This is a genomic window from Myroides gitamensis, from assembly GCF_029894455.1.
Classification (GTDB): domain Bacteria; phylum Bacteroidota; class Bacteroidia; order Flavobacteriales; family Flavobacteriaceae; genus Flavobacterium; species Flavobacterium odoratum.
This window is the reverse complement of the sequence record NZ_JARYHN010000001.1, coordinates 306,372-330,468: the sequence shown is the minus strand read 5'-3', so window position 1 is coordinate 330,468 and position 24,097 is coordinate 306,372. Positions and strand designations below refer to the sequence as shown.

29 protein-coding genes and 1 pseudogene are annotated in these 24,097 nt (G+C 34.5%); 15 read left to right on the top strand and 15 right to left on the bottom strand.

From position 1 onward, the window contains the following. Positions 1-27: 27 nt before the first annotated feature. Both M2306_RS01560 and M2306_RS01555 read right to left on the bottom strand, forming a co-directional pair. Positions 28-801 carry a hypothetical protein gene (locus M2306_RS01560; RefSeq protein WP_115091115.1) on the bottom strand — a complete coding sequence of 258 codons (774 nt, stop codon included), beginning with the start codon at positions 799-801 and terminating at the stop codon, positions 28-30. Positions 802-1,259: 458 nt separating this feature from the next. Further along, entirely contained in the window at positions 1,260-1,496 is a 237-nt protein-coding gene (locus M2306_RS01555) for a hypothetical protein (protein ID WP_002986691.1), read from the bottom strand. A 304-nt stretch (positions 1,497-1,800) separates the two neighbouring features. On the opposite strand from M2306_RS01555, the gene M2306_RS01550 reads away from it, so the two are divergent. The 3 genes and pseudogenes from M2306_RS01550 (at position 1,801) to M2306_RS01540 (ending at position 4,151) form a co-directional block, all read left to right on the top strand. Further along, on the top strand, positions 1,801-2,748 hold the full coding sequence (locus tag M2306_RS01550) for an isopenicillin N synthase family dioxygenase (RefSeq protein ID WP_259189073.1): 948 nt from the start codon (positions 1,801-1,803) through the stop codon (positions 2,746-2,748). Positions 2,749-2,917: 169 nt separating this feature from the next. Continuing rightward, positions 2,918-3,265: a translation initiation factor gene (locus M2306_RS01545; RefSeq protein WP_259189074.1), complete on the top strand. Its 348-nt coding sequence runs from the start codon at positions 2,918-2,920 to the stop codon at positions 3,263-3,265. A 12-nt stretch (positions 3,266-3,277) separates the two neighbouring features. Next, a pseudogene (locus tag M2306_RS01540) lies at positions 3,278-4,151 on the top strand (nucleoside phosphorylase). Positions 4,152-4,202: 51 nt separating this feature from the next. Here M2306_RS01540 and M2306_RS01535 read toward each other — a convergent pair. Further along, a complete protein-coding gene (locus M2306_RS01535) occupies positions 4,203-4,904 on the bottom strand; it encodes a pseudouridine synthase (RefSeq protein ID WP_259189160.1) in 702 nt (233 codons plus the stop codon). 104 nt (positions 4,905-5,008) lie between these two features. Here M2306_RS01535 and M2306_RS01530 point away from each other — a divergent pair, with 104 nt between their 5' ends. Then, entirely contained in the window at positions 5,009-6,424 is a 1,416-nt protein-coding gene (locus M2306_RS01530; RefSeq protein WP_115091123.1) for an MATE family efflux transporter, read from the top strand. A 425-nt stretch (positions 6,425-6,849) separates the two neighbouring features. Here M2306_RS01530 and M2306_RS01525 read toward each other — a convergent pair whose 3' ends face one another. The 6 genes from M2306_RS01525 to M2306_RS01500 form a co-directional block, all read right to left on the bottom strand. Next, positions 6,850-7,305, bottom strand: coding sequence for a GNAT family N-acetyltransferase (locus tag M2306_RS01525; protein ID WP_259189076.1), 456 nt, complete (start codon positions 7,303-7,305; stop codon positions 6,850-6,852). 83 nt (positions 7,306-7,388) lie between these two features. Continuing rightward, entirely contained in the window at positions 7,389-8,105 is a 717-nt protein-coding gene (locus M2306_RS01520; protein WP_259189077.1) for a CPBP family glutamic-type intramembrane protease, read from the bottom strand. Positions 8,106-8,190: 85 nt separating this feature from the next. Continuing rightward, positions 8,191-8,676: a hypothetical protein gene (locus tag M2306_RS01515; protein WP_259189078.1), complete on the bottom strand. Its 486-nt coding sequence runs from the start codon at positions 8,674-8,676 to the stop codon at positions 8,191-8,193. A 31-nt stretch (positions 8,677-8,707) separates the two neighbouring features. Further along, on the bottom strand, positions 8,708-9,658 hold the full coding sequence (locus tag M2306_RS01510) for an NAD(P)-dependent oxidoreductase (RefSeq protein ID WP_259189079.1): 951 nt from the start codon (positions 9,656-9,658) through the stop codon (positions 8,708-8,710). Between the two features lie 19 nt (positions 9,659-9,677). Beyond that, positions 9,678-10,745, bottom strand: coding sequence for a 3-phosphoserine/phosphohydroxythreonine transaminase (gene serC, locus M2306_RS01505; protein ID WP_115091134.1), 1,068 nt, complete (start codon positions 10,743-10,745; stop codon positions 9,678-9,680). 4 nt (positions 10,746-10,749) lie between these two features. Continuing rightward, complete coding sequence (locus tag M2306_RS01500; RefSeq protein WP_115091136.1) at positions 10,750-11,808, bottom strand: acyl-CoA reductase; 1,059 nt, start codon at positions 11,806-11,808, stop codon at positions 10,750-10,752. 73 nt (positions 11,809-11,881) lie between these two features. On the opposite strand from M2306_RS01500, the gene M2306_RS01495 reads away from it, so the two are divergent. Beyond that, entirely contained in the window at positions 11,882-12,232 is a 351-nt protein-coding gene (locus M2306_RS01495; RefSeq protein ID WP_002986741.1) for a 4Fe-4S dicluster domain-containing protein, read from the top strand. Between the two features lie 91 nt (positions 12,233-12,323). Here M2306_RS01495 and M2306_RS01490 read toward each other — a convergent pair whose 3' ends face one another. Both M2306_RS01490 and M2306_RS01485 read right to left on the bottom strand, forming a co-directional pair. Continuing rightward, positions 12,324-12,548: a hypothetical protein gene (locus M2306_RS01490; protein WP_002986743.1), complete on the bottom strand. Its 225-nt coding sequence runs from the start codon at positions 12,546-12,548 to the stop codon at positions 12,324-12,326. A gap of 84 nt (positions 12,549-12,632) precedes the next feature. Then, the gene (locus tag M2306_RS01485) at positions 12,633-14,672 is read right to left on the bottom strand and encodes an LTA synthase family protein (RefSeq protein ID WP_259189082.1); all 2,040 of its coding nucleotides are present in this window, start codon (positions 14,670-14,672) and stop codon (positions 12,633-12,635) included. A 493-nt stretch (positions 14,673-15,165) separates the two neighbouring features. Between M2306_RS01485 and M2306_RS01480 the strand changes: the two genes are divergently transcribed. The 8 genes from M2306_RS01480 to M2306_RS01445 all read left to right on the top strand — a co-directional run bounded on the left by M2306_RS01480 (position 15,166) and on the right by M2306_RS01445 (position 19,875). After that, the gene (locus M2306_RS01480) at positions 15,166-15,810 is read left to right on the top strand and encodes a suppressor of fused domain protein (RefSeq protein WP_259189083.1); all 645 of its coding nucleotides are present in this window, start codon (positions 15,166-15,168) and stop codon (positions 15,808-15,810) included. Positions 15,811-15,821: 11 nt separating this feature from the next. Then, on the top strand, positions 15,822-16,325 hold the full coding sequence (locus M2306_RS01475) for a hypothetical protein (protein ID WP_259189084.1): 504 nt from the start codon (positions 15,822-15,824) through the stop codon (positions 16,323-16,325). A 29-nt stretch (positions 16,326-16,354) separates the two neighbouring features. Next, a complete protein-coding gene (locus M2306_RS01470) occupies positions 16,355-17,050 on the top strand; it encodes a YwqG family protein (protein ID WP_259189085.1) in 696 nt (231 codons plus the stop codon). A gap of 95 nt (positions 17,051-17,145) precedes the next feature. Beyond that, positions 17,146-17,637 carry a hypothetical protein gene (locus M2306_RS01465; RefSeq protein ID WP_236594122.1) on the top strand — a complete coding sequence of 164 codons (492 nt, stop codon included), beginning with the start codon at positions 17,146-17,148 and terminating at the stop codon, positions 17,635-17,637. A gap of 93 nt (positions 17,638-17,730) precedes the next feature. Continuing rightward, complete coding sequence (locus tag M2306_RS01460; protein WP_498882735.1) at positions 17,731-17,964, top strand: hypothetical protein; 234 nt, start codon at positions 17,731-17,733, stop codon at positions 17,962-17,964. 115 nt (positions 17,965-18,079) lie between these two features. Then, complete coding sequence (locus tag M2306_RS01455; protein WP_498882734.1) at positions 18,080-18,493, top strand: hypothetical protein; 414 nt, start codon at positions 18,080-18,082, stop codon at positions 18,491-18,493. A 30-nt stretch (positions 18,494-18,523) separates the two neighbouring features. Continuing rightward, positions 18,524-19,297 carry a hypothetical protein gene (locus M2306_RS01450; RefSeq protein ID WP_259189088.1) on the top strand — a complete coding sequence of 258 codons (774 nt, stop codon included), beginning with the start codon at positions 18,524-18,526 and terminating at the stop codon, positions 19,295-19,297. A 20-nt stretch (positions 19,298-19,317) separates the two neighbouring features. Continuing rightward, positions 19,318-19,875 carry a hypothetical protein gene (locus tag M2306_RS01445; RefSeq protein ID WP_259189090.1) on the top strand — a complete coding sequence of 186 codons (558 nt, stop codon included), beginning with the start codon at positions 19,318-19,320 and terminating at the stop codon, positions 19,873-19,875. A 37-nt stretch (positions 19,876-19,912) separates the two neighbouring features. Here the strand turns inward: M2306_RS01445 and M2306_RS01440 are convergent, their stop codons facing one another. Genes M2306_RS01440 through M2306_RS01430 form a run of 3 tightly spaced genes read right to left on the bottom strand, consistent with a single transcriptional unit; the run spans position 19,913 to position 22,288 of the window. Then, entirely contained in the window at positions 19,913-21,001 is a 1,089-nt protein-coding gene (locus M2306_RS01440) for a DUF695 domain-containing protein (RefSeq protein WP_115091150.1), read from the bottom strand. 48 nt (positions 21,002-21,049) lie between these two features. Continuing rightward, positions 21,050-21,592 (bottom strand): hypothetical protein, encoded by a 543-nt coding sequence (locus M2306_RS01435; protein ID WP_259189092.1) that lies wholly within the window; start codon positions 21,590-21,592, stop codon positions 21,050-21,052. Positions 21,593-21,646: 54 nt separating this feature from the next. Further along, positions 21,647-22,288: a DedA family protein gene (locus tag M2306_RS01430; RefSeq protein WP_259189093.1), complete on the bottom strand. Its 642-nt coding sequence runs from the start codon at positions 22,286-22,288 to the stop codon at positions 21,647-21,649. A 413-nt stretch (positions 22,289-22,701) separates the two neighbouring features. Between M2306_RS01430 and M2306_RS01425 the strand changes: the two genes are divergently transcribed. Further along, entirely contained in the window at positions 22,702-22,896 is a 195-nt protein-coding gene (locus tag M2306_RS01425; protein ID WP_259189094.1) for a PLDc N-terminal domain-containing protein, read from the top strand. Positions 22,897-22,994: 98 nt separating this feature from the next. Then, complete coding sequence (locus M2306_RS01420; RefSeq protein ID WP_002986770.1) at positions 22,995-23,237, top strand: hypothetical protein; 243 nt, start codon at positions 22,995-22,997, stop codon at positions 23,235-23,237. Positions 23,238-23,457: 220 nt separating this feature from the next. On the opposite strand, the gene M2306_RS01415 is transcribed toward M2306_RS01420, so the two are convergent. Then, positions 23,458-24,096, bottom strand: a complete 639-nt coding sequence (locus tag M2306_RS01415; protein WP_259189096.1) for a DEAD/DEAH box helicase — start codon at positions 24,094-24,096, stop codon at positions 23,458-23,460. Position 24,097 lies beyond the last annotated feature (1 nt).

Below are 24,097 nucleotides of genomic sequence, written 5' to 3'. Positions count from 1 at the left end.
TTAATATTCAATTATTTACTCCCAATGTTATACGTTATAGGTATCTCTGAAAAATTGTAATTTTAATTCTTCTCCTATAAACAAATTCAAATCATCTCCATCTAACTCGTAACGATCACACTCTTCAAGAATTTCTAACAATTCTTTTTCTTTGCTTTCGTTCAAAGAAACATAGTCCGGAGACAATACGATTTTAAAAGCGATGCTCTCTCCTTCACAACGGAGGTCACCATAAATCATGTGATTTCCACCACTTCCAGAAAAGCTACGTGTATTTACATCAATACACACTAAAGGAATTTGATTAATTCCCAACTCTTCTATTCTCTTATTTTCAAAAGCTTTGAATACCCAGTTTCCAGATAATTTCTTATCGTATAGGTAATGTCCAAAGCATGCGAAATCTGTTTCAATACCATCTTTCTTGCTCAAGCTAACAGCAACTGAATGATCAAATCTTCCATCTAAAAAAGAACGAGCGCTATCATCTTTATAAATGACAATTTCGATCTTCTCATTTGCAGTCGATGATCGGTATACTCTTCCCTCTCCTTCAATTAGGGGTTCTTCATAAGGAAAAACGATTTTCACATTCGGTTTCATACTAGCATAAACAATCCCTTTCTTGCTGATGGTGATTGTTTGTAAAGAATCTTGTGCTAATATTTTAAAAAACACACCTTCTGAATCCTCTTTCTTTAAGAGGTCCAGTTGTTTTGTATCATTTTCTTTTTGTCCCTTTTCAGTTAAATTATCACTTCCACAAGAGGGAAACAATGAAACAGTTAAAGCCAATATCATATTCTCAATCTTTTACGTTACAAAGATAATCCCAAACAACATACCAAAAAAAACGAACTTTTTTTATTTAGTAATACTTTAACGTTTATTACTCATTATTTTAGAATTTCAATTATAAAATTAAATAAATAATTAGGAACAAAAAAATAATATCACCTAAATATAAGAAGTAAAATCAATAAATTAACAAATAGATAAAAACTGAGATAAAATATTTACATTGAGACCAATTAACAATTTTAACTCCTCTTAACCTCAAACCCCTTAATAAAAACAAAAAACAAAAAAACATTTGCCTTCATTCTGCTTACAAATTTGATTTTCACCGCTACAAAAAAAGGAAAACTTGAGGTTAACCGCCTCATTTTGGGGCAAAAAAAAACTGTTTACACCTCAAAGGGAGAAACAGTTTCACATGCGTAGACCACTAATTTTGAAGTCGAGAAATAAGTCCATCTTTACAATAAAGCCGTTTTATATCCTGTTTGGCGAAGACAAAACATCAAATCTTCTTCATTATTACTTATACAATACACGCGTATTGTTGAATTGTCTTTTTTCTGAAAAATAGGTTTAAAACTTTTTGGTAAACTAGCATAAAATGGATCCATTTCTTTTAATTCATACTTTGGATCTATATCTACAGTAACCAATACTACGAACTCATTTGCTTTTAATACAATTGGTAATTTCATATATCTTATTTTTTAATTCTATCGAAATTTAAAAAAAATTTCAGACAATTCATATTTCATTATCAAAAATCTTCTGTAATGTCAACTAAAAACGCACAGATAAAATAACTCTTCTGAAATTTAATTCATTTTTTTTCAGCATTATTATTTAATAAGTAACAAAAATGCATTCTTAAAAAGAATACATTGGTCAATATTTCATTTGTTTTACACTATTAAATAAATGTTATATTCGAATAGTATAAGCTATTTTACCTACTTTTGTTTCATCTAAAAACAGTAAGAGCACATAACAACTTAGAAAATGCAAAACATTCCTAGTGTTAACTTACGTGATTTCCTATCGGATGACCCGGTACGTAAACAAAAGTTTGTAAATGAAATCGGCCAAGCCTACGAAGAAATTGGATTCGTAGCATTAAAAGGACACTTCTTAGATGATCAATTAGTTGAGAATCTGTACACTGAAGTTCGCAATTTTTTCAACCTTCCTTTAGAGACCAAAAAGAAATACGAAATCCCTGGCATTGGTGGCCAAAGAGGATATGTATCTTTTGGAAAAGAACATGCCAAAGGAAGATCAGAAGGAGATTTAAAAGAGTTTTTTCACTTTGGGCAGTATGTTGAAGACAATCCCGAATTAGAAAAAAGTTATCCTGCCAACGTAACCGTTGACGAATTACCTCAATTCAATCCTATTGGAAAAGAAACGTATCAAATGTTAGAAAAAACAGGAGTTTACGTTTTACGTGCATTAGCGATTTACTTGGGACTTGATGAATTTTACTTCGATAAGTTCGTCAAAAACGGAAACAGTATTTTAAGACCTATCCACTATCCACCAATTACGGATGAGCCTAAAAATGCAGTTCGCGCAGCAGCTCACGGAGATATCAATTTGATTACGCTACTTATGGGCGCGCAAGGTAAAGGATTACAAGTACAAAATCACAAAGGCGAATGGATTGATGCTATCGCTGCAGAAGATGAATTAGTAATCAATGTTGGAGATATGTTATCTAGACATTCGAACAACCGATTGAAATCTACTATTCATCAAGTGGTTAATCCACCGAGAGAACTATGGAGTACTTCTCGTTATTCGATTCCTTTCTTCATGCACCCTATTAGTGAAATGCCACTCAATTGCTTAGACAATTGCATTGATGAAGCTAATCCTAAAAAATTTGAGGATATCACAGCAGGTGAATTTTTACACCAACGCTTGGTTGAATTAGGTTTAATTAAATAGTTTTATTGGAGATGGGGTTTGGTTATGAGTTATGGGTCATGAGCTACAAAACATCATAAACATCCCTTTTCCCATCTCCAATTTCCATTTTCTCCTCTCCCATTTTCCCTTTTTTTACTATCTTTGAGTAATACCAATACAAGTAGATCTATAAATCCAAATTAAAATAATGGCAAAGAAAATCAGTAGTTTAGAAGACTTAGGTGGTTTTGTTTTTTCAACAAATAAGGACTTTGAATTCAGTCAAGAAGAAGTAATGGATACATTATCTCCTAATGAACAACGATTGGAAGCTCATTTGGACAAGAAAAACAGAGGTGGTAAGGTGGCTACAATCATCAAGGGTTTTGAAGGAAACGAAGATGATTTAAAAACATTAGCCAAAGAATTAAAAACACTTTGTGGCGTTGGAGGGAGTGCTAAGGATGGTGAAATTATCATTCAGGGAAATTTTCGTGATAAAATCATGGAGTATTTACAAAAAAAAGGCTACAAAGTGAAACGTGTAGGCGGATAAAAAAGGAATAATATGAAAATAAAATCATCTGAACTTATTTTAAATCCTGATGGTAGCGTTTACCACTTGAATTTAAGACCTGAGCACTTAGCAGAGAATATTATCTTCGTAGGTGATCAGAATCGAGTAGATCGAATTTCGAGACATTTTGATACTATTGAATTTTCTACACAAAAAAGAGAATTCAAAAACGCAAACAGGTACGTATAAAGGCAAGCGTTTTTCTGTAATTTCAACAGGTATTGGTCCTGATAACATTGATATTGTGGTAAACGAAATTGATGCTTTATTCAATATTGATTTAGAAACTAGAGAAATTAAAAAAGAACTGACTTCAGTGAATATTGTGCGTATTGGTACTTCGGGATCTTTACAAGCGGATATTCCTGTTAATAGTTTTGTTTTATCTCAATATGGCTTAGGACTAGACAACATGATGCGTTCGTATCTTATAGAGGATATTACGGATTATACCATGGAAGAAGCTTTTATTGCTCATACCCAATGGGATTTGAGAAAAGGACGTCCTTATTTCATTCAAAATAGCCCTTGGTTAGAAGAGAAATTGAGCAGTGATCAAACCTTTAAAGGAATTACAGGTACTGCTGGTGGATTCTACGGCCCACAAGGCCGTGTGTTGCGTTTAGGGATTCAAGATCCAGAATTGAATCACAAAATTGACAATTTTAAGTTTAACGACTACCGCATTACCAATTTTGAAATGGAAACTTCAGCTATCTATGGATTAGCTAAATTGCTAGGACATCACGCTGTTTCCTTGAATACCATTATCGCGAATAGAGCCAATGGTACTTTTTCAGAAGATCCATATGCAGCTGTAGATCAATTGATTCTTTATACCTTAGATAAATTAAGCCAAATTTAATACTATATATCGCTTCTTGATACTAAAAAAGCTCAGCTAAGGCTGAGCTTTTTATTTTTTATAATACGCTTGAAGGTCAAACCCCAACAATGCGTTATACTTTTCGTACTGTTCATCTATCGTTGCCGTGAGGTGAATTTGCTCTTTTGTCACAGGATGCTCAAAAGTTAACTCAACAGCATGAAGCAACATGGCAGTAAGACCAAATTGATCCAACCACAATTTATTTTGCTTATTACATCCGTGGGGTCTACTCCCCAAAATTGGATGAAAAATATGTTTGAAATGTTTGCGCAATTGGTGTTGTCTTCCCGTTTCTGGATAGGCTTCTACCAACGAATAACGCGAAGTAGTATGCTTGCCAAAAGGAATCGCTGCTTCTACTCGTTGTAAAGTTTTATAGTACGTCTTTGCCTCTTGCAATTGTCCGCTATCATTTGTCAGTGCATAATCAATGGTCTCCTCATCTATCGTATATCCTCTCACTATAGCCATGTATTTTTTCTCCACTTGTCGAGTAGCAAAAATTTCATTGAGTTGTTTTAAAACCTCTTTACTCAAAGCAAATAATAATACACCCGATGTTTTGCGATCCAATCGGTGTACAGGATATACATATTGCCCAATCTGATCTCGCAAAATTTGAATGGCATATTCTTGAATATCGCTTGCAATAAAAGACTTGTGTACTAATAAATCACGAGGTTTATTAATCGCTACGATATATTCGTCTTGATACAAAATTTCTAACATGCCGCAAAGATACTTCAACTTGATTACTACCAAAGCCATTGGTATAATTTATAATCTTCATTTTTAAATAAAATAATACATTTGCGTACTTTTTTGCATCGTATATGACAACTCAAATAGCTCAGAAAAAAGGTGTTTTTGCTCTTATTAAACAATCCTTTTCCAATGAAACAATCGATTTAACGAAAATTCCAACGAATAAGGCAGTTCTACTCTTGGCTATTCCCATGATGTTTGAAATGCTGATGGAATCCGTTTTCGCTTTAGTGGATTTATATTTTGTCGGGCATCTGAAAGAAAGTGCTTTTGCTATTCAAACTGTAGGACTTACCGAATCGCTCTTGTCGATTATCTATGCTATTTGTATTGGTATTAGTATGGCAGCCACTGCTATTATTGCTCGTCGTATTGGAGAAAAAGATAGAGAACAAGCCTCTATTAATGCCGCTCAAGCGATTTCTATTGCCACCATCATCACTATCGTTTTGAGTGTCTTGGGCTTTATTTTTGCCAAAGATTGGTTGATTTGGATGGGTGCTTCAGAAGAATCGGCAGAATATGGTTATGGTTATACGCGCATTTTACTTGTGAGTTGTGTATCGATTATGATGCTCTTTCTAATCAATGGTATTTTTCGCGGAGCAGGAAATGCTGCGATTGCCATGAAAAGTTTGTGGTTTGGTAATTTATTCAATATTATACTTTGCCCCATACTCGTTCGCGGTTGGTGGATCTTCCCAGAAATGGGATTAGATGGAGCTGCCTATTCAACAGCTATTGGACGCAGTGTAGGGGTATTATATCAGATTTACTATCTCACGCGAAAAGATTCCTTGATTCAACTCAAATGGCACTATTTCAAAATGCAGGGAGAAAAGGTTTGGCACATTCTAAAAATTGCTATTCCGGGTATGATTCAATATATGATTTCAACATGTAGTTGGGTGATTTTAGCGCGTATTGTTGCGCAAAGTAGCGGAGAAATTGGGTCTTCTGGTTTCTTAACGTGCTTGCGCTTGATGATTTTCTTTATTTTACCAGCTTGGGGATTGAGTAATGCTGCTTCTACTTTAGTAGGGCAACATTTGGGAAATAAAGATCCACAACGAGCGGCTCAATCTGTCATGACTACATTAAAATACAGCGTTATTTATATGTTAGTTGTGACCGTTATCTTCTTTACTATGGCAGATTATCTAGCTTCTATTTTTACCACACAAGAAGATATTAAATCCGTTACTATTTTAGCCATGTATATCGGTGCTAGTGGCTTTATCTTTTACGGAATAGGAATGACGTTAATGAATGCTTTCAATGGAGCAGGAGATACTTTAACCCCTTCTATTTTAAACTTTGTCGGATTCTGGTTGTTCCAGATTCCCCTAGCCTATGCGTTAGTATACTATTTCAACTGGGGATCAGAAGGCGTATTCATCGCAATTCCTGCGGCAGAAACACTGATTGCAGTTTTGGCCTTTATTGCCTTTAGAAGAGGAAAATGGAAGTTGAAACAGGTGTAATGGGGATGGAAAAAGGTTAGAAGTTATGGGTTAGAAGTTATGGGTGTGGGAGATATGGGTTAGGAGTTAAGGGTGAAGGGTGAAGGGTGAAGGGTGAAGGGTGAATTTTTCAATCATTAGATAAATTTGCTTTTTATGATTAACCTCTATCAAGGACGTACAAACCATTAAAAATAATGCTTTAGAATATTGTAACCCCAAAAAGTTTTTATGAAATCAGAAGATTAATTAAAAAAACAGTCAACCAGTATAATAATACCAGGTCTCATCATTTAATAATAACAAAAATGAAACGGGGTTTCATTTAAAAATAAATGGTTTGGAAAAAGTACTTTTTCCAAACCATTTATTACTATATTTAATAATGAAGTTAATGTTTAAAAACAATCCCCCTATTTAGGGACGTTCAACCCATAACTCTTAACTCATACCCCTTTTCTAATCATATCCACATGTGGAATACCATCTTCTAAATACTCTTCCGAAGCTGGTTCAAATCCAAATGATCCATAAAATTTCTTCAAATACGATTGTGCGCCGATTTGGATGGCTTGAGCACCGAACTCCTCTTCAATTTTCTCTAATGCCAAGTCGATTAAAACTCTTCCCAATCCATCTTTTCTATACTCCTGATGAACTGCTACCCTTCCGATTGAAATTTCTTTATAGCTCAAACCTGGAGGAACAATTCTCGCATAAGCAATTACATTTCCGTGTTGTGTAGCAAACACGTGTAAGCAATTTTTATCTTTTCCATCTAGTTCTGGATAAGGACAATTTTGTTCCACTACAAAGATATTAGTACGTAGTTGCATGATATCATACAATTCATCCAACGTCAATTCTTCAAACGCTTTTGTATGCCAATGAATGCTATTCATAACTTAATTAATTTAAGGCAAAAGTAAAAAAAATATGGGTATTCCGATGTGATGTTATTCCATTTTATCGAGTAGTTCATCATTTATTGAAGTAGTAACAAATAAACGCCTACAGCAAAGCCATTATTCAAAACATGAAAGAAATAGCCATACCAAAAACCAAAACGCATGCGCAAATATCCCATTCCCAATCCTAGTACAAACTGTGGTAACGTAATAAGTGGAGCTAAAAGGATAACACGCAAGGGAAACTCTTCAAAATTAAAAATGTGTATTGCAGCAAATGCAACCGAAGCGATATAAAAAACCACGGGAAAACGGGCAGTCCACCAATGCGCAACACGCGTCTGGTATTTCAAACACGAGAAAAGAAATAAAGCTAATAGTAGACCCGAAAAAATATAGAGGTACATTGGTCCTTGAGGACTGATATTTTCAACAATCGGAAAAGCAGCTTGCGTCATATAAGCCGTAAATGCAAGGACACCTATAATCACATTTCTCAAGCGAAAACGCATCGCTAATCGAAAAGCAACTTCCTCTAGCAATGGACCGAGAAGCACTGCAAAACCAATAAACCCAAAAATTCCTATTTGTTCCATGACTTCTTCAAAACGGTCATGCATGGGAATATCAATAAGAGAATCTAAAAGTGCCCCACCAAAAATGATAAATACAAAAAGGCATAACCAAAGCCTAAAAGACAAAAACAACGCTTGTTTTTTATATTGAATCCAGGGTTGTATATGAGGTCTTCTCAAAAACAATAGAAAATCCTGTAGTAATTCTTTTGTTGACATATTCTTTTCTTTACAACTCTTCAAGATAATAAAAAAAGGTTACTCTTTTCAGAATAACCTTTCTTTATTATTTTTTTATTTCATTTTAGAACAACCCTTTCAACGCATCAATCGCGCCTCCTAATCCTTCTTTTCCACCAGTTAGAGAACCAAGCATATCTTTAATTTCTCCTCCATTTCCATCGCTCAAACCACCAATTAAATCAGTCAGTTGAAATCCACTTTCTCCTCCTTGTACTTTAGAAACAATCATTTCAATTACAGATGGAATTACCGTATCTGCAAAATTTGACGCAACGCCTTCTGGCAATCCTATTTTCTCTGTCAAACCAGAAACTAAGTTTCCAATCATTCCTGACACCATCGGATTTGATGTTAAATTACTAACACTTCCGCTCAAAAGATCAGTTAATCCACTGATATTACCACTGCTAATGCTGTCTTTGAATCCGTTGATAATACTATCTCCCGTTTCTTTTGTAACAGCCGAAGTTAAGTCGTTTGAAATCGCTGAACCGCTGATTTCTTTCGCACTTACTTGCTCAATTAATTTTGTAATTTGCTCTACCATAGTTTTTATTATTTCAAATAAAACTAAGCAATTAATTCAACAAATCTTTTATTTTAACAGTTATTTCAGACCAAACAGCATGCTGACTTTCATGAGTTGCTGTTGCGATATTTGGTGACAGTGAAAAAGCAGGTTGCATCAATACTTGAATTACGGGATGTGGTTCTTCTTCGAATCGATCTAATCCGGCAAAAAGGATGGTTTCCTTGTTTACCTCATCAACTAAATCAACTTCATTAATAGCCTCTGGATAAGCACAATTGATTACGCCTATGAGGTTCTCCGCTTTTTCAAACGACTCTTTATTCACGACATAGCGTTGAAAGTATTTGGTATGAACAGAGATAAAATGCGCTTGTTCAAGTAACTCCTCCATCGCTATGGATTCCATCGCTACAGGAAACACAATTCCATTAGGCAGTTCAAACTCTGTTTTTATTTTTGGTGTAGAATTGTCCGTATAAACAACGTGCATACCCAATCCCAGCGCTTTTTGTGCTAAAAACTGTCCTACTAGGTTCATCCCTATAATTCCCAAGGTTTTTCCTGACACCTCAATACCAGAGCTATACGATTGTTGTAAAGATTTAAACATCGTATCCCCTTCCAATGGCATATTTCGATTTGCTTCTTGCAGTAATCTAGTTCCACTAAATAAGTGAGCCAACACCATTTCTGCCGTTGCATTAGCCAATGATTCTTCTGCCCAAATTACAGTAATTCCATTACTCTTGATGTGATCAATAAGTTCTAAACTCACTACAACCCCTGCAAAAACAATGGCCTTTAAATGTTTTAATTCGTCAATCATCGTTTTGTTCAACAACGTACCTTGCTGTACTAACAAAACCTCAATGTCATTTTTTTTCGTATAAGCTACGAGTTGTTCATGCGCTACACGTACTTCTTTTATTTCAAATCCTAACGATTCTAATGCTTGTTTACTATTTTCTGGTATACCATCATTGGCTAATACTCTCATTGCATTCTAATTTAGTAAGTTAGACTAAGGTCTTCATCTGTTGTAATACCGTAGTTAGTGTCTCTACACTTGAAAGAGATACAGCATTATACAAAGATGCACGGTATCCACCTACCGAACGATGTCCCTTAATATTGGTAATCTGAGCTTCTGTACACAGTTGGTCAAATATAGCATTCAGCTGTTCATCTTTGAACGTAAATGTAACATTCATCTTCGATCGATCTTCTATTGCTGCTGTTCCAGATATAAAATCTAAATCATCTAACGTTTGATATAACAACGCTGCTTTTTTATTGTTGATGGCTTCAATCGCTGCAACTCCTCCTTGTTGTTTCAGCCATCTCAGGTTTAACAAACACGTATAAACGGCAAATACATTGGCTGTATGATATAAACTATCTTTAGCTATATGTTCTTGGTAATCCAGCATTTGTGGAATGTCTCTCTTTGTTTTTCCAAGAATTTCCTCTTTGGTAATAATCAAACTAACCCCTGCTGAACCAATATTTTTCTGTGCCCCAGCGTAGATTAAATCAATCTGATCATAAGCAAATTCACGCGAATAAATATCCGAGCTCATATCACAGACTAACGGTGCATTCGTCTGTGGGAGGTAATTAAATTGTGTTCCATGAATTGTATTATTCGAAGTAAAGTGAAGATAATCTACTGCCTCTTCTACTCGTACCTCTTTTGGAATATAGGAAAAATGTTGATCTTCAGAACTCGCTACTACCTTCACTTCTCCAAGCATTTGTGCCTGTTTAATTGCTTTACTAGACCAAGTACCTGTATTGATATAAGCTGCTTTTTGTTGCATTAAATTGTAGGGAATACGCAAAAACTCCATGCTTGCTCCTCCCTGTAAAAACAAAGCGACATACCCTTTTTTATCCAATCCCAATAGCTCCAAGCTCAAATGCCTCGCTTCTTCCAAAGCAGCAATAAATTCTTTACTACGATGTGAAATAGAGAGAATCGACATTCCCGTATTTTCAAAATTGAGAACAGCTTGAGCCGCTTGTTCGTATACCGTTTGAGGCAACAAACTAGGTCCTGCACAAAAGTTATGTACTGCTTTCATATCTTTATAATTTTAGTAAAAATTCAAGCGTATCCACTTGATCTGCGTAATCCCAAAGCTGTGGATGTTGCGTTTGTCCAAATGCAATGCTATCCTCCGTTAATTCATTGGATACGATGCACTGTATTTTATCCTCATCCTTACGCAATCGTTCAACCACTTCATCAATAGCATCATAATACTCATAATAGATGGAAGAAATTGGTGAAGCATACGAAGCATCTTCTTTTATGGTCAAGAATCCATTGTCTAATAACTTGAATTCGCTCATTAGGAAAACAGCTTTATTATAATCGTAATTATTTGCGTAGCGCTCATATTCAATTACGTCTCTTTGTTCATACATCCCTTGAAAAAATGCATCGAAATTATAACCTCTAGGAACAAATAGTTTCGATACATTTCGACAACCTAATCCGTAAAACGTAAAAATATCTTTTCCTAATTCAACTAATTGTTCAGGTGTCTCTTCACCAGTAAGCAAAGCAACAGAATTTCTATTTTTGCGGATAACGTGTGGAACTGAATTAAAATAGTAATCAAAATAACGAGCCGTATTATTGCTTCCTGTTGCAATTACAGCGTCAAATCCTTCCATTTTCCCTTCGATAAAAATCAAGCGATCTTGAAATTGTGGTTCAACGGTTTGCAAGTATTTCGCTAAGAAAGGTAAAAGTTTTTGATCGTTTGATGATAATTTGACCAAAGCGATATTTCCAGAAATCAAAACGGATAATAAATCGTGAAATCCTACTAATGGGATATTTCCAGCTAAGATTAGTCCTACTTTTTTTAGAGGTTCTCTCGAAAAATCATAAGCAGAGCACCATTGTGCAATATTTTCTTCCGTTAAGGCATCTGCCCAAGATTGCACGGCAAGAAGAACTTGTTCTTTTACAAACCATCCGTTATAATGTACAGATGTTTCAATTAAAGCTTCAAATGAGGAGAAAAAAGCATCATTATGTTCAACTTTTTCACTTTTTATAAATTCATTAGTAGCAAATTGTCTTAAAAAATCTCCTAACGCTACGAATGCTTTTTTTTTAGCTTCTAAATCCATATTGATTTGTTTCTGAAATGTTTTGGGTGTAAATTTGTAGCAAAGTTAATACATATAAAACAAAATATAAGCTATGGCAATCATTATAACTGACGAATGCATAAATTGCGGTGCTTGTGAACCTGAGTGCCCAAACAATGCGATATACGAGGGAGCTGACGATTGGAGATATAAAGATGGTACAGCCTTAAGAGGAACTGTTGTTCTACCTGACGGTACAGAAGTTGACGCAGATGCTGCGCAAGACCCTGTTTCGGATGAGTTCTACTACATCGTTCCTTCTAAATGTACAGAATGTAAAGGTTTCCACGAAGAGCCACAATGTGCAGCAGTTTGTCCAGTTGATTGTTGTATTCCAGACGACAATCACGTGGAAAGTGAAGAAACACTTTTAAACAGACAATCTTTCTTACACAATCATTAAGACAGAAAAAATCACAGCAATATGCTGAGATATTTCATAACGAAAAAGAGATTTGGGCCCTTTCCAAATCTCTTTTTTTTTATTCGTTTATTTATTTTTTACTCGGTGTTAGTACAAAATAGATTACATAAATCCACCCTAACAATCCGTGAATAATAGCCCAAAGCACAGACTTATTCCGTGACCAAGAAGCTACAATTGCAATAATAGTTCCTAATCCAACACCTCCTAAAATTCCTGCATTTCCACCAGAACTGGCGAAAGCTTGTGTCCCTACTAATAAGAAAAACACAAGTAACAATAGATACTTTTTCATCGGTTTTGTTTTTTAATTTGCTTTAAATTAATTATTTACAATTAAAAAACAAAGAAAAATTTCAAAAAAGAAGTAGTACAGAAGCTAATTTGATTTTTGATGTTGATTGATGCTCTTGTAAATTTCTACTGTTTTCATCACCGTATACGCTTGCATTTTATGCTGTAAATAAAGAGCATGACTTGAAGAATTATCCCCAACTTTCAACTTTCTTCTTCCTTGGTCTACCCACGTATAATAATAAGGTTGATTATTTTCAATTGCAACAGCTCCTTTATCATCTGCAATAAAGTTATAATCATTCAATGCAAAGCGATGCTCTACCGTTGGATCAAAAAGATTATCTCCGGTATAAAAATAAGAGGCATCTGACAGTGCCAAATTGAAAATAGTTGGAAAAATATCTTTGTGTGAAGCCACTACATAGGCATCAAAAAAGGCAGGTTTATACTTTTCAGGAATATACATCAAGATGGGTACGCTTCTTTTCAAAAAGCCTTCCTCTGGTGTATACTCAAAAACTTGACGAATATTATGATCTCCAGAAGCTACAATAATCGTGTTCTCTCCTAAAGGAGAATTGCGAATTTCTTTAATGAAACGAGCCAATTCTGAAGCTGCATATTGATGCGAATAAAAATTAGCATAGGCTGTTTCCTCATCTACTCTAATTTTTTTCTTCATCTCTTCACTCATCGTAATCTTTTGCTTGTGATAATAAGCTGGTACTTCAAAAGGAGTATGATTACTAATGGTCAATCCAAAAATGAATTTAGGTGTTTTTGATTCTTTCAAGGTAGCTTGAATATAATCAAAGAGATAACCGTCGTGAACTCCCCAGGCGAATTCTTCTGCATCTGGGAATTTTTCTTGAATGAAATTTTTACCCTGAATCACATCAAACTTCTGGTTCTTAATCATATTATCAATATTTCTCCATGAAATACTAGCGCCAGTTAAAAAGTAAGTTTCATATCCACTCTGCTTGAAAGGCAAAGCAATTGAACTAGTAAAAGGAGTATCGAAATAAACGGATTGAGAAATAATCGTTTTTGGGGTACCCAAGATAAAATCCTCCAAGGTTTGAATTGTCCCATTATAAGCAGATAAGCTATTTTTAAAATAGTAGAGATTGGGCAATTCTTTGCTTAAATCTCCAAGTAAATTTAAAGTTTCGTTATTCAAATCAAAGTAGTGATTACTCATACTTTCCATTTGTAGAAACACAACATTTGGTGGATTTTGAGCTAAGAATTCCTTGTGTTTCGTTTTCGTAAACAACTCTTGGTTAAACAAAGGCTGTTCACTTTCTCCGATATAACTGCGCTGCACTTCCTCGACACTAGCAAAACCATTGGCTTGTAATTCACGTTCAATATCTGGGTTGATTGCATTGTCTTTTCGTTCTGAATTAGCAAATTTCAAAGAATATAAAGCATTATAACACAACGAATTGACAAATTCATTTTTGGAAATATTCGTATGCTCTCTTCGCAAAGTAAATACCCCTACACTTCCCCTCATTCCGATAAAGAACAAAGGAAAAATCAATAGTCCAATCACGCCATAAATTTTTGCGCGAGATTGTGCAGGTTTCACCACTTTGTGCTTCACATATTTACTCCAATATAGCCAAGCAATCACGGCAACTGCATAAACCAATGCGATATAAAATAGTGGATAATCCGTCCAAACGGAAGTTAATACTGCAGCGGTATCATCATTAAAAATTCCGAAGAACAATAGGTTGATATGGGATTGGAAAAACTGATAAAAGAAGTAATCTATGATAATTAGCGTCAAAAAGACAACAGTTACAAATAACAAATAATAGCGAGCAAAAGTCGCATAGACTTTACTAAAACCTAATTCATACTTCTTAGGGATAAACAGCGAACTCAACCAAAAAAGCACAAGCGGTAGAAAACCATAACAGATGGCAGATACATCAAAGCGAGTTCCTACCATAAATGCCTCTGCAATCTTTCCTTTTTCATGCTCAAAAACTTCTGAAGTACCGTAACTGATTAGAAATACCAATCGTCCAAGTGCGAATAATAAAACAAAAAATAAAAAATATCGCAATCCATTCAGGATTGTTTTTCGAAAAAGGTTAAGATTCATAGGTTATTTTTCAAATACTAAGTGGACAAAAATAAGGATTTAATAACAGTTCTATAATCTATTTCACAAGAAATAGCGATACTATACTTGAGTTACATGCTCTTTTTATTGTAAAAACCACTTCCTATTCGTACAGCGAAACCCTACTTTTTGTTCCTTTTAGCGCTATTCAAGCCATCTTTTCAAAAGTGAAGGCGAAAAATAACTATAATTAGGGATTTCGCATTTCGCGAAATTGAGTGAATTTTGACTTAAGTAAGATGAAGTAAAAATTGCGCTGAAAAAAAACTATATTATTACTTACAATTTTGTTCTGAATCGCTCGTAGTTTACTAGGAGCGATTTTTTTGTTTTTTTTATCCTATATTACAAGAATAGGATTACTTCTCTTCGATAACCTTGTAAAAAACAAAAGGTGTAAAATTCCCCTATAATTAGGGATAAGCGCGCCTAATAATTTAAAGTAATTTTATACTCATCAAAAAAAAGAGCAATGACACTAGAAGAATATAAACAAAGATACAACGAAGAAGACGCTGTGGGATGGGATTGCATTACCGCCTCATTAGAACAATTATACGGAGAGCAAGAACCTCAACATTTTGGCAATCTGTTGCCTTTCTCCTTGGGAGGAGATAATCCGTTAGATGGGTTAAGTGTTTACCGAAGTACAAAACAAGAAGATCACTTTCACTTGGTGAGCTATGGTTTTTCTAATTTGTACTACGATGAAGAAAAAATAGATGCGGAATACAGTGGTTTTGGTTTTGAATTGACCTTTCGCTTTAAACAGCAGGGCAATGACAACATCCATTGGGCGATGAACTTGATGCAGAATCTAGCTAAATACGTTTTTGATTCAGGTAAATGGTTTGAAGAATTTCACTTCATCCCTACCAATAGTCCTATCCGATTAGAATACGATACCGATTTAGTTGGTATCGCATTTGTCCAAGATCCGGAATTAGGTTTCATTGATACCCCACACGGACGTGTAGATTTTTTACAAATGGTAGGGATTACACAAAAAGAATTGGATCAATTATGGGAGAATCCTAAATTATCCGAAACAGAAAAATTAATTACCAACTTACGTCAAAACAATCCATTATTAATTACGGATTTAGATCGAAAATAAAGAATAACAGCATGAAATTGTTTTGCCTTTCTTTCTTTTTCTTGGCACTTATCGGATGTAGTTCTTCTCCTTTGACGCTTACTCCTACGCAATATACGTACAGTGGAAAAGAACGAACGAGAGACCTCGATAAAGAAAACCCAAAATTAGAACCTACTATTACCCTAAGAGAAATTAAACAATCTTTTTGGGGACGTAAAGCTATTGTGGATGTTCAAGGTTGGTATAGCTCTTCTGGGCTCCATGCCAGAAGATTAAACCGTATCCAAATGCTAGAGGAAGTAGAAGAAGATCAATTAACACTTACCTTTTATGTAGCACCAAAAGGAGGCCTCGGAAAGGAAGCTAATTTAATCTATGGGTACAATTATCGACAAGTGGTTGAGATTAAAATTCCAGATGAAATCAAACAGTTGCATTTTAAATTAATTGAACAAAACTTAACACATAAAGAAGTTTTAAGTTTTAAAGCAACAGTACTTTTGACGGATACGCCTCTTAAGCAAGAGAAATAAATAAATTTAGATGGGTAATACGCATAAACATGGATAAAAGCACCTTACTTCAGGCTATTCGAAGAAAAGCTACTCAATTTACAACAGGAGGATTTCGTCCTACCAACACAAGAGAAGAAAGTTGGATTGGTCGAGTATTTATTTATAAAGCGGAAGAAGAACTTCCTCTAGATAGTGATGGGAGACCGATGATTCCCCTAGCTCAATTTTATTTACCAGCTTTACCTTTTGTTCCTGAGTCTCTGCAAAGCATTGAATATATCACCGTCTTTTTATCCACGCAATTTCCCAATCCATTTGAGTCCATGGGTGACCGTTGGATAATTCGAACCTATACAGCTACGGATGAAATAATGGAAAAAGAATTTCCCATCGACACAGTCTATATTAAAGCTTTTCCATTACAACCGAGTCTTGTCGAACAAGACTGTCCATTATGGGATGGTGGAGGACTAACTACTGAACAAGAAGATGCCTTTTTAGCCTTAAAAGAGGAAGGAGTCATTGAAGGTTATTACGAAGAAACCACTCATTCTTATTTACATAAAATCGGAGGTTGGCCTTCTTTTTGTCAATCTGGTGTTGATTTTGAGGAAGGATATTCTTTCGCTTTTCAACTTTCAACAGATGCAAAAGCAAATCTTAATGTCGTGGATAATGGTTCCTTTTTGTTTGCTTTCAATCCTAGCATACAACAGTGGCAATTGTATTATGATTTCTATTAATTTAACGAATAAGTAAAAGAAATCAAATAAAATACAAAAGAATACTCTTTTTTTTCTTTTTTTTATTATCTTCACCCGAATACAACAAATTCAATATGAAGCCTTACCTCGCCCGATTAAACTATTCTTTATTAGCCTATTTTTTTGCAGCCTGTACAGGAATATTGCTCTTTTTTTATAACAATGCGGATAATCGATATATGTATATCTTACTATCCTTAGCTTTTATATTTATACTAACAGCAAGTTGTTTTAATGCGTTAACCTTCAAACGTTACCGCACAGTTTTATGGCCTTTTTTACTCAATATGCTTTTACTCTTCGTTTTCATTATTGCCAATGGAGGTATAGGAAATGTTCCTTTTTTTGGTTCTAATAATGTAGCCTTAACGATATTTTTTCTCTTAATGGGTTTTAATTCTCATTGGTATATGTTAGTAGAAGCAACAACAGTATCTGACTTTAATTTTTTATTAATCAATACAACAATTTCATTTATTATTCCTAGTCTCGGTTATGGTATTGGGTATTTATATGTTTCTAAATTCAGACAAAACACAACAACACCTTGTTCAGATTCAAACTAAAAATAACGCAAACCCAACTTCTCTTTTTTAATTCTAAAATCAGGCTCCTTGCTTTTTAAAAAGTAGTGGCACCTCTATTAATACCCTAAACAATTGAATACATTGGTTCGATTATTTCCCAATTATGAAGATGTGTTTTTTGATGAAATTGAAAAACACAGCACTTATTTTTTGCCTATTTGCTCTTTCAATTTACAACTCCTAGATCCTCGTTTAGATCAATGGTTACATTTTGTTTCGGTCAAAGAAATTTATGATGGCTGTATCGGTCAAAATACGACACCCTATCATCGTAATTTTACGCAATTAGATAGTATTAGGATTTGATATCATTGATGGAAAATATAAATTTGACGGAGATTGGAATTTTTTCACTCAGCATCGTCTCATTGAAGCGAATGAATATGATCAGCATTTTACAGTTGAAGATATTGAATTTGCTATGAATGATGCCATGTATGCTTTAAAAAAAGCCTATTACCAAAAGCAAGGGACATTATATGACCGTGATCAATATAGGCCTGGGTTAGAAGTTAATGATATTCGAAGACTAGAGCGTTTGCGTAAATTAACAGTAGAAGACTTGGCACAAGATACACCTTGTGATTATGCAAAAGAAAGAATAGAGCAAAAAATAGCAGGTATTTTTGAAGAGTTGAATACTGGTCAATTACCACTGGATCAATGTACATTTGATGGAACAGATTTGCTACAAATCCCCAATTATCAGGGCAAAATTCTTGATTATCTAGGCTATATCGAAGGCTATGATTTTCAATTACACGCTGCGGACGCTATCGCTTTATTCTATCAAAAAGACATACAAAAAGCAGTAATCTGTTTTACCTATTCTTAATACCTCATTTGATTTTTTGAATTCAAACTTATGCAAGAAAAATATATCGAATGCGCTACACATGGTCGACAATCCATGGCTTTATTGTGTACGCATTTAGCCCATAGTTTACACCATCGCACACCTATCGGGTTCTTTGAATACGATACTGGAGATACAGGAAGGCCTGATGCTTGGTGCAATACCTGTGAAGAAGCATGGAACCACACCCAAACTGAAGCAGATCGAGACCAATGGTTCATCGACTGTCAGCACAAACTAGTTTGTGTTTCCTGTTGGGATGAAGCCAAAATCTTAAACAAACGTGCTTCCATCATCACATTCAATCTCTTGACTTTAGAGGAAATACAAACGATACTTGAACACAAGGAACATTCAAAACAAAATTTCCCTTCTGTTGTTGCGTTCCCATTTCCTGCCTTATACAAAACTTTAGTTACCGATATTCCTACAGTATCTATATCGTCTGAAACTATTTTATATGGTTCTGTAGAAGCCACCCTTGAAAACAAAGGGAGTGATCATCCCTCCTATTGGATATTTGCAGGAGTTGGACAAGGAGATCGTTGGCTACTGGATGAAAAAGGGCAAGTCTTTTTTGGCGATCACGATGTGAGTCCCATGCAATTACACCCCTTGGAGATTGACTTTCAACAATGGTTACAATTGGCTTTTTTAATACAACAGTTGGATGACTGGTGCAATGCTGCCTATGACATCAAGCAAATTGAAGTTGCTTTTACTCATGCCCTAAATCAGATTCACCCCCAACTTCCAGCCAATTATCCATTTGAAATCGAATAACATTACAAACAAATTATTTTATGAATAAGCCACTATCATTCCTTGCTGTTGCTAGTTTTTTAGCCTTTGCAAGTTGTCAAGATAAAAAAGAAGAACAAACAGCTCCCGAAGTTGCCTTTGTTGAAGAAGAAGGAAATACTCCAGTAGCAAAACAACCTGATTTTGTTTTATCTCCAAATCATCAAACCAATAGCATTATGCTAGATATTGATGGAGATGGTCAACCCGATCACATTGAAATTGTAAAATCGACCGTAGACGACCAATATGGAATCACTGTCAAAAGAGGTAATGGCGCATTTGATATTATAGGTCCGTTAGTAGGCTCTACCCATCGTGCTTTACCTGAAGATATGGAAGATTTAATTTGGGCTCAAGATGTATATGTCGCGGATAAGCATACCGTTATTTATGAAGTAACAGATGAAAATGGCGATTTGCGTTCAGAAGACGATGTTCCTGAAGACGAAAAGACGATACTTCCTTATGAAAGTTTACACTTAAGTGTACCTGAAAGCTGCGGAAGTGGATTATTATATTGGTTAGACGGCACCTATTATTGGCATCAAACTAGCTAAAAGCAAAAGCGCTATTCCATCGAATAGCGCTTTATTTTTATCCTTTATAACGTTCAAAAGATTGCCAATATTTATCTTTATAAATCGCATAGTTTACAGCAAAATCTTGTTTATACTGCTGCTTCATTCGATCAACAACTCTAGCTGGTTCTCTAAAATCTTTGCAGCTAAAGAAGATATCTCGATTGCCATCTACTGTTTCTCTTCCTATGTTTAAGTACCCTTGATCATCTGGTAGTATTTCAATCAATTCATCTTCAAATTGATTCAACAATTGATAGGTAGCCTCATCAGGAAAACCATTGTGGTTGGCTTTAAAAGCGATTTCTACACGAACAATCCAAGGATGAGAAGCCTTAGCATCCCAATCTAAAAGTGTTCTATTTATCATTGCGATTAAAGGCATGCCGTTTTCTAACGTAGCTTCTAATCCTACATAAGCATCATTATCCGTATTATAACGCGTCCCTTCATACTTCTCAATGAACTCTTTCTCTCGCCATACCAAGTAATCCTTTAATTTTAAAATAGAAATCAATTCTCCTTCTGCTTGATCAGGTCCTATGACTTTCAAGCTATCAATAGCGGTAATCGCGTTTAATTCTCCTAAGAAGTTATCTAAAAAGATATAGATTCCATTTGCAATAACGGATTTATCGCTTTCTACGAAATCGTCATAAACAAGAACCAAATCGACCTCATCTGGATATTGAGGATGTTCGATTGCGTAGAAATTAATTTTCTCTTTAGAAAACTCGTAGTTATTCATTCGAATATTAAAGCGATTAATATCTGCCACAGGTTTTAATGCCGTAAACTTCCAATTGGGTAATTGAGGGGCTGCTTGTACGAGGTCTTCAATAAAAGCAACATTTTTCACCATCCCATCTGGTGTAAAGATTAATTCGGCTACTTCATCATTCATCATTCCAGCAAGAAAGTAGACCCCTTCTCTTAATTCTTGTAATTTAGGAGCTAGACGATCGAAGAATTGCTCTTCAATAGCATCACGCCCTTGAACCACTTTAAAAAACGTTTGTTCATTTTCCTGAAACCAGTGCCAAAAATCGGCGATGGTGTGAATAGGATTTTCTTTTTTAGCAAAAATATTTTTTAGTATACTCATGTATATAGTATTAAGACTCCTTGATTATTTTTAGCAATCAAGGTATTGTTATGATTCAATTTTAGTTTGTATTGCTTGAAGCCATACTTGTGGTTCATTTACAACAAATTTAAATTTCATTTTCCCTTTGGTTTGAATGATTATTCCATAATCAAACCAACTCAAAAAACGATAAACACGATAAACACGATAAACACGAACCTTTTCTACCGCTTTCCAATCAACCATCCACTGATTTTCAACAAAATTCTTTGTTTTAGGCTCAAAGATCAATTGTTTATCTGTGGCATATAGTACTCCTATATGAGAAAGTGTCTTTATCGTTTGATAAGCAACCCCATAAAAGGCAACTGAATCTAAATTTTCTTTTGAGAAAGTAACTTTTTGTTTTCGATGTAACAGTTTAAAAAAAATTAAATACCAACAAACGGTAAAAATGAGTGCACGAAAAACAAAAGGAATTATCTGTATATCTTCTCCAAGCAAAAAATAAAAAGAACTAAGAATCAAGCTATACACAAATCCAGCACAAAGACTAAAATAGAATTGGTATTTAAATTTTATTTGTACTGTTTCTCCTCCTATTTTCATATTACTATGGTCGATTTATAAAGATACCAAAATTATCATCGTTGCAAAATACGCTTAGTTCCGTTTCTTCATTTTGGCCTTAATAAATTCGAAAATAATAGGTAAAATGGAAATAAAAATAATAAGCAAGGCTATTTTCGAGAAGTTATTTTTAACGATAGGTAAATTTCCTAAGAAGTATCCTGCCAAAGTTAATCCCACTACCCAAACAATACCACCAATTACATTATATGTCATGAATATTCTATAACGCATGTTCCCCACTCCAGCAACAAAAGGAGCCAAGGTGCGAACAATAGGAATAAATCGCGCAATTACAATCGTACGCTCTCCATATTTTTCATAGAAAGCATGGGTTTTATCTAAGTGTTCTTGTTTAATTACCTGCTTGCCAAATAAGCGAATATTGGTCATGCGCATCCCTACTTTTCTTCCGATATAGTAGTTGAGTGAATCACCTGAAATGGCGGCAATCAAGAGCAATACAATAGCCATAGTAATATCTAATTCTGACGATTGAGCTACAAGCATTCCTGTAGCAAAAAGCAAAGAATCACCAGGTAAAAAAGGCATAATTACTAAGCCTGTTTCCACAAAAATGATCAAAAATAAAATGGCGTAAATCCAAGCTCCGTAGTTTTCGATTAGCGTGTGTAAGTACTGGTCAATGTGAAAGATAAAATCTAGTAACTCCATGTTTTCTTTAAAGTGAGTATAAAATTGAACAATTTAGTTTGTCTCACAAAGATGTAAAGATTATTCTAATTAGAAAGAAAAAAATTGCGTATTTACCTCTTCTATATTTTGATTCTTTTTAATTGATTATTCACTTAACAATCAAGGTAATACTGAAATAAAAACACTTAAAATAGTATAAAATTATATTATATATTTAAATAAATTCAGCCTTAAATCTGAGACATGATAAAAAAATCACTTTCTTTATTTCTGTAACACGCTTGTTTTTCAGTACAATGGAGAAAAAAAGTATAGAAACTACTTGCACTGTCCTACAACTTAATGTTTTTATAGCATCTAATCTTCATTCCTATCCTATCCCTTTTTTGATCTAAATTCTCTATCTTCGATACTTCAAAAAAATACTACTTATGCATCCATTCATCTGGCAATTATTCATCCTCAGCCTACTTATTTTTATCCTATATAGTTTATATCACGTAGCCCAATCTAACAATACTTGGGATCGAAAAATAATGTATTGTGTACTAATTTTAGTATTTCCTTTATTTGGCAGTTTCGTTTATTTCTTTATGAATCGAACAACAGCCAAGAATAATCAGTAGTTCTAAGACTAAATCGCTATTTTTTTACTATCCATGTGTTTGATTAAAAAAAATTAAATATTTTTATATATTCAATAGCAGATTAAATCGAAACTATTATGCTGTCATACTTGCTGGTACATACAACCCTAGGAACACACCTTGCTTCATTGCAGACCATTACGGTCATGTTGCATCTCTGCTTTTGGGTTGCTTTTTTGATTATTTTCTTGCGCTTCTGCCGAGATTATTTCATTTACAAACACCGTTTTCAGCAAGCATTCCAAAGACGCAAAGCACCTTTACTCGTATTAGCTATCGTATATGCGGTAACCATGATTGCCATTTATTTTTTATGGTAAAGAGAAATAAGAGGAGAAATCAGTCTGTTTTTTAATTTACGATTATATCTGCTTTTATAGCAAAGAAACGAAAACCAGAAATACAAAAAAGGAAGGCCTATCAGCCTTCCTTTTTTGTATTATTATGTGAGATTCTGGTAAAAGCTTTTTTGTTGTTTCACTTTTTTCTCGTTGCTAGATTCTCGTTTACTAGAAAATACTACCGTCAACTGTAAACCAATTAATCTTCTTCCTCTTCGTCGTAGAAATCAAGCCATTCTACATCTTCAGCCATCGTTTTATCCACAAACATATCTAACGCCTCTACATAGTCTTTACCAAAGTAAATACGTTGTGTTTTTCCAATACTTTCAGATAATCGATACAAACGCGGTTCGTGTCTACTTCTCAATTGTTGATCTATATCATCAATAATATACATTTTCAATTGATTCACATCGAATCCAGCACCGCTAAACATTAAGTTTAATCGCTCTGCTGTTCCAATCAAAATATCGTTTCCTAATGACATTTGGTTCTTGTCATCATCTAAATCGGTATAATCGTGAACTCCATATACTCGGATATTCATTTTATCGCCAATGCGATCAAACTCTTCCATTAGGCGTTCCACTTCAAATTTATCTTTTACAACAATCAATACACGTGTAGAGATCATATCATCCACAGGTGCTTCTGCGCGTTGTAAAGCAGCAATAATTAATGCTGTCGTTTTCCCTTCTTCTTTAGGTGCAATCAAGACAAAATCCTGTCCGCTTTTAATACGACCAAAAGTAGATTTTTGTAATATAGTTGGTTCTTCAAATCCTAATTGACTCAAATTGTTCTGTAGAACCGGGTGTATTTTTTTTAATTTCATA

Bases quoted from the DNA above. Each gene is read 5' to 3' on its own strand.
- M2306_RS01420 (WP_002986770.1), top strand. From the start codon at position 22,995: ATGCTGTCATACTTGCTGGTACATACAACCCTAGGAACACACCTTGCT.
- M2306_RS01485 (WP_259189082.1), bottom strand. From the start codon at position 14,672: ATGAATCTTAACCTTTTTCGAAAAACAATCCTGAATGGATTGCGATAT.
- M2306_RS01545 (WP_259189074.1), top strand. From the start codon at position 2,918: ATGGCAAAGAAAATCAGTAGTTTAGAAGACTTAGGTGGTTTTGTTTTT.
- M2306_RS01550 (WP_259189073.1), top strand. From the start codon at position 1,801: ATGCAAAACATTCCTAGTGTTAACTTACGTGATTTCCTATCGGATGAC.
- M2306_RS01520 (WP_259189077.1), bottom strand. From the start codon at position 8,105: ATGTCAACAAAAGAATTACTACAGGATTTTCTATTGTTTTTGAGAAGA.
- M2306_RS01415 (WP_259189096.1), bottom strand. From the start codon at position 24,096: ATGAAATTAAAAAAAATACACCCGGTTCTACAGAACAATTTGAGTCAA.
- M2306_RS01445 (WP_259189090.1), top strand. From the start codon at position 19,318: ATGAATAAGCCACTATCATTCCTTGCTGTTGCTAGTTTTTTAGCCTTT.
- M2306_RS01525 (WP_259189076.1), bottom strand. From the start codon at position 7,305: ATGAATAGCATTCATTGGCATACAAAAGCGTTTGAAGAATTGACGTTG.
- M2306_RS01530 (WP_115091123.1), top strand. From the start codon at position 5,009: ATGACAACTCAAATAGCTCAGAAAAAAGGTGTTTTTGCTCTTATTAAA.
- M2306_RS01435 (WP_259189092.1), bottom strand. From the start codon at position 21,592: ATGAAAATAGGAGGAGAAACAGTACAAATAAAATTTAAATACCAATTC.
- M2306_RS01515 (WP_259189078.1), bottom strand. From the start codon at position 8,676: ATGGTAGAGCAAATTACAAAATTAATTGAGCAAGTAAGTGCGAAAGAA.
- M2306_RS01440 (WP_115091150.1), bottom strand. From the start codon at position 21,001: ATGAGTATACTAAAAAATATTTTTGCTAAAAAAGAAAATCCTATTCAC.
- M2306_RS01425 (WP_259189094.1), top strand. From the start codon at position 22,702: ATGCATCCATTCATCTGGCAATTATTCATCCTCAGCCTACTTATTTTT.
- M2306_RS01450 (WP_259189088.1), top strand. From the start codon at position 18,524: ATGCAAGAAAAATATATCGAATGCGCTACACATGGTCGACAATCCATG.
- M2306_RS01535 (WP_259189160.1), bottom strand. From the start codon at position 4,904: ATGTTAGAAATTTTGTATCAAGACGAATATATCGTAGCGATTAATAAA.
- M2306_RS01560 (WP_115091115.1), bottom strand. From the start codon at position 801: ATGATATTGGCTTTAACTGTTTCATTGTTTCCCTCTTGTGGAAGTGAT.
- M2306_RS01480 (WP_259189083.1), top strand. From the start codon at position 15,166: ATGACACTAGAAGAATATAAACAAAGATACAACGAAGAAGACGCTGTG.
- M2306_RS01475 (WP_259189084.1), top strand. From the start codon at position 15,822: ATGAAATTGTTTTGCCTTTCTTTCTTTTTCTTGGCACTTATCGGATGT.
- M2306_RS01470 (WP_259189085.1), top strand. From the start codon at position 16,355: ATGGATAAAAGCACCTTACTTCAGGCTATTCGAAGAAAAGCTACTCAA.
- M2306_RS01455 (WP_498882734.1), top strand. From the start codon at position 18,080: ATGAATGATGCCATGTATGCTTTAAAAAAAGCCTATTACCAAAAGCAA.
- M2306_RS01465 (WP_236594122.1), top strand. From the start codon at position 17,146: ATGAAGCCTTACCTCGCCCGATTAAACTATTCTTTATTAGCCTATTTT.
- M2306_RS01500 (WP_115091136.1), bottom strand. From the start codon at position 11,808: ATGGATTTAGAAGCTAAAAAAAAAGCATTCGTAGCGTTAGGAGATTTT.
- M2306_RS01490 (WP_002986743.1), bottom strand. From the start codon at position 12,548: ATGAAAAAGTATCTATTGTTACTTGTGTTTTTCTTATTAGTAGGGACA.
- M2306_RS01555 (WP_002986691.1), bottom strand. From the start codon at position 1,496: ATGAAATTACCAATTGTATTAAAAGCAAATGAGTTCGTAGTATTGGTT.
- M2306_RS01510 (WP_259189079.1), bottom strand. From the start codon at position 9,658: ATGAGAGTATTAGCCAATGATGGTATACCAGAAAATAGTAAACAAGCA.
- serC (WP_115091134.1), bottom strand. From the start codon at position 10,745: ATGAAAGCAGTACATAACTTTTGTGCAGGACCTAGTTTGTTGCCTCAA.
- M2306_RS01495 (WP_002986741.1), top strand. From the start codon at position 11,882: ATGGCAATCATTATAACTGACGAATGCATAAATTGCGGTGCTTGTGAA.
- M2306_RS01430 (WP_259189093.1), bottom strand. From the start codon at position 22,288: ATGGAGTTACTAGATTTTATCTTTCACATTGACCAGTACTTACACACG.